General features: G+C 62.8%; 3 protein-coding genes. All 3 read left to right on the top strand.

What is annotated here, in order from left to right; genetic code table 11:
* Positions 1 to 322: 322 nt before the first annotated feature.
* Complete coding sequence (locus tag AC1DUU_RS24945) at positions 323 to 988, top strand: tetratricopeptide repeat protein (protein ID WP_476786057.1); 666 nt, start codon at positions 323 to 325, stop codon at positions 986 to 988.
* 10 nt (positions 989 to 998) lie between these two features.
* Positions 999 to 2,435, top strand: coding sequence for a ribosome biogenesis GTPase Der (gene der, locus AC1DUU_RS24940; protein WP_476786056.1), 1,437 nt, complete (start codon positions 999 to 1,001; stop codon positions 2,433 to 2,435).
* 233 nt (positions 2,436 to 2,668) lie between these two features.
* The gene (locus AC1DUU_RS24935; protein WP_476786055.1) at positions 2,669 to 3,856 is read left to right on the top strand and encodes a cell wall hydrolase; all 1,188 of its coding nucleotides are present in this window, start codon (positions 2,669 to 2,671) and stop codon (positions 3,854 to 3,856) included.
* Positions 3,857 to 4,160: the final 304 nt, after the last annotated feature.

The following is a 4,160-nucleotide window of genomic DNA, read 5'->3' as shown; positions in this document are numbered from 1 at the left end:
TCGGAAGGCACGGCCTCGCGCCCCGCTTCCCGAACTTTTCATGAGCAATAGCCAGACCGGAAACGGGGCGTGGCGGTGAATAAGCTTGGCTCCTTCGCCCCGTTTACGGGGAGAAGGTGCCGGCAGGCGGATGAGGGGCGGCGCGAACTTGCAATATTTAGTGCTGCCCCTCACCCGGCCCTCCGGGCCACCCTCTCCCCGTAAACGGGGCGAGGGGAACCCACACCCACCGAATTTCCACCCGGCCCCCTTCCATGCCGGCAAAATTCCGTTAAAACGCAGGCTCAGAACGGGCCCCGAGGGGCGAAGGTGGTTGGATAGTATGTCGGACGACAGTTTCTTTCGTGAGGTGAACGAGGAAATTCGCCATGAACGGGCGAAGGCCCTGTGGGATCGTTATGGCCCCGCAGCCATCGTCGTCGCCGTGCTGGTCGTCATCGGCACAGGCATGTTCGTCGCTTGGGAATATTGGCACGAAAAAAGCGCCAACCAGTCCGGCGATCAGTTCTCGCAGGCCCTCACGCTCGCCAATTCCGGAAAGGCCGACGAGGCGCTCGCCGCTTTCGACGCACTGGAAAAGGACGGCTACGGTGCCTATCCGCTGTTGGCTCGCATGCGTGCGGCAACCGTCCAGGCTGACAAGGGTGACTTCAAGGCCGCCATTGCCGGCTTCGACGAAGTGGCCGCCGACACCTCGATCCCGAGCGTCCTCCGCGACATCGCGCGCCTGCGCGCAGCTCTGCTTCTGGTCGACCACGGTTCTTATGCCGATGTGTCGAGCCGCGTCGAGACGCTGACCAACGACACCAACCCGCTGCGTCATTCGGCTCGCGAAGCACTTGGCCTTGCAGCCTGGAAGGACGGCAAGCTCACGGATGCGCAGAAGCTTTTCGAGCAGATTTCCTCCGACGACGGCGCTCCGCGCAACGTGCGTCAGCGCTCCAACCTCCTGGCCGAACTGATCCGCGGTTCCGGCAACGCGTCGTGATGCGGGTCTGATGGCTTTCAAGATCGCCATAATCGGCCGACCGAACGTTGGCAAATCCACGCTTTTCAACCGCCTGGTTGGAAAGAAGATCGCCCTTGTCGACGACACGCCGGGCGTGACGCGCGACCGCCGCGTCCATCCGGCCAAGCTCTATGACCTCGTCTTCGACGTCATCGATACGGCCGGTTTCGAGGATGCGGCCGCTGCGACCCTCCAGGGTCGGATGCGGGCGCAGACCGAGATCGCCATCCACGAAGCCGATCTCATCTTCTTCATGGTCGACGCCAAGGCTGGCCTGACCCCTGACGACCGCACCTTCGTCGAGATCGTTCGCCGCTCAGGCAAGCCGGTGGTGCTCGTCGCCAACAAGGCCGAGGCGCGCGGTGCCGAAGGCGGTGCGCTCGAGGCATGGGAACTCGGTATCGGCGAGCCGGTGCAGATCTCGGCCGAACATGGCCAGGGCATGCCAGACCTGCGCGACGCCGTTGTCGAGGCACTCGGCAGGGAACGTGTCTTTGCCGATGACGAGGACGACGCAGACGACATCGCCGAAAGCGACGTGCTGATTGGCGAGGATATCGCCGATCCCGACGCCGAGGATGTCCATGCCTATGACGAGACCAAGCCGCTCAGGATCGCGGTTGTTGGCCGTCCGAATGCTGGCAAGTCGACGCTGATCAATACGCTGCTCGGCGAAGAGCGCCTTTTGACCGGGCCCGAAGCCGGTATCACCCGCGATTCGATTTCGGTCGACTGGGAGTGGCACGGCCGCAACATCAAGATGTTCGACACCGCTGGCATGCGCCGCAAGGCCAGGGTCCAGGAAAAGCTCGAGAAGCTGTCGGTGCAGGACGGCCTGCGCGCCATCCGTTTTGCCGAGATCGTCATCATCGTGCTCGACGCGACGATCCCGTTTGAAAAGCAGGATCTGCAGATCGCCGACCTGATCATCCGCGAGGGCAGGGCACCCGTCATCGCCTTCAACAAGTGGGACCTGATCGACAACCCGCAGGAAGCGCTCGCCGAACTGCGCGAGAAGACCGAGCGGCTGTTGCCGCAGGCGCGTGGCCTGCAGGCCGTGCCGATGTCGGCGGAGACCGGTCGCGGTCTGGACAAGCTGATGGACGCGGTGATGAAGACCCACCGGGTCTGGAACAGCCGCGTGTCGACCGGCAAGCTCAACCGCTGGCTCGAAGGCATCCTTGCCCATCATCCGCCGCCCGCCGTCGCCGGCCGCCGCCTCAAGATCAAGTACATCACCCAGGCAAAGACGCGGCCCCCGGGCTTCGTTTTGTCCTGCTCGCGCCCCGATGCGATGCCGCAGTCTTACGTGCGCTATCTCGTCAACAATCTGCGCGAGGCCTTCGACATGCCCGGCGTGCCGATCCGCATGGCGCTGCGCACCTCCGACAATCCCTTTGCCGGACGCGCCAAGAAAAAACGCTGAGAAGTTCAAAGGGCTCGCATCATGCGGGTCCTTGCCACATTGCAGCAACGCCGCATCGACCCGAAAATCAGTTCAGATTTTCGGAAAGTACGACGCGCAAATTCAAGGCGTTAGAGCGTCTTTTGCGCGTCCAAGAGGACGCGCGTCGCTCTAAGGGCGCGCGTYAACGCTCTATCAAGGTTAATGCATCATTTTTCTCTCCAGTAGGGTGTGTTGCGTCCTGGAGAGTTCCCGTGCATCGACGAGTTGTGAAACGGCGGTTTGCTGCTGCCCGCGAGGGTAGACGTTCGTTCCTGGCGCCCGCCGTCGTCGGGCTCGGAATCTGGCTCGGCTTTCCCACCGTCGCCGCCTATCAGGACATGACCAGCCTCGTCTCCGGCCTCGAGGGACAGAGCACGCGCTGGAGCTCTTATGTCGAAAAGTCGGCAGCCGGCTCGGTCCATGCCGCCGAAATGCCTTTCGTCGACGGCATCATTACCGGCCCGATCTCCGGCTCGGGCGTCAAGATCGCCGGCGTAGGCACCGTCTCGTTCCGCGGCAAGAAATTCGGCGCCTCCGATGTGCCTGACGAAGAGCGCGTCGTGCGCGTCGACAAGAAGGGCCGCATCATCCACGTCTCGCGGGTCAATCCGCCGAAGAATTTCACCGCCGGTTCGGTTTTCGAGCGCACCAGTTCATTGCTTCAACCGGCTCTCGACAGCGGCCTCAAGCTGACCTTCGCCAAGCCCGAAATCAAGGGCAAGGAAGTCCAGATCGCAGCGGCTTTCCACGTCAAGGAAACCAAGGCGCGCGTTTCGCCTGGCGTGCCGGCGATGCTGGCGTCCCTGGTCACCAACGACAATGCCGACGTGCTCGCCACCGCCTATGCGCCGGCGGAGCCCGACTACGCTAAGGCCTCGCCGTTCGAGGCCCTGTTGGGGGGCGACGATCAAGCCAATGGCCGCTTCATCCCGCCGATGGGCAAGGGCGACCACTGGTGGCTGGAAAGCCCGTTGCCGGCCAGTGTGTTTTCGAAGGCCGAGCAGACATGCCTCGCCACTGGCATCTATTTTGAAGCGCGCGGCGAATCGCTGCGCGGCCAGGCGGCTGTCGCCCAGGTCATCTTGAACCGCGTGCGCAACCCGGCCTATCCCGACAGCATCTGCGGCGTCGTCTACCAGAACGACGGCTGGTTCAACCGCTGCCAGTTCTCGTTCGCTTGCGACGGCATCAAGGACCGCGTCACCAGCCCATCGCATTACAAGACCGCTCAGGATGTCGCTATGGCGGTGACCGCCGGCAAGATCTTCATCCCGGAAGTCGGCTCGTCGACCCATTATTACGCCAACTACGTCAACCCGGGCTGGGCGCGCGGGATGAAGAAGATGACCAAGATCGGCCTCCACATCTTTTATCGCACCTATGGCGGCGGCTGGAGCTGATCGAGCCCGAGACCCGGCTCCCTGGGTCAAGCGAGTCCCCGATTGCGCGCGGATTCGGCAGGTGATCGCCGACTGAAGGCGTGGGCAGGATGTCGCACTTCGCCAACTCACTGAATTTGCTAGCTAAAATACTTAGTTAGAAGGGTGTCCGCGTGGCTTGACGGGCACCCACCCTCTAACTATGTTGCCGGCGACTTTGAAGCGGACGAACGGATGCGCTCGGACCGGGCGGGAGTTTGCAATGGCCAAGCCATCAGGGCCGGGCGATACTGGAAACGACCGGCCTGAAAATCGAGACGAAAAC

It is taken from the genome of Aminobacter sp. P4_H6_2, from assembly GCF_056400805.1.
Note: the sequence above shows the minus strand (reverse complement) of the source record. Positions and strands in the feature narration are given on the sequence as shown.

Bases quoted from the DNA above. Each gene is read 5' to 3' on its own strand.
- AC1DUU_RS24945 (WP_476786057.1), top strand. From the start codon at position 323: ATGTCGGACGACAGTTTCTTTCGTGAGGTGAACGAGGAAATTCGCCAT.
- der (WP_476786056.1), top strand. From the start codon at position 999: ATGGCTTTCAAGATCGCCATAATCGGCCGACCGAACGTTGGCAAATCC.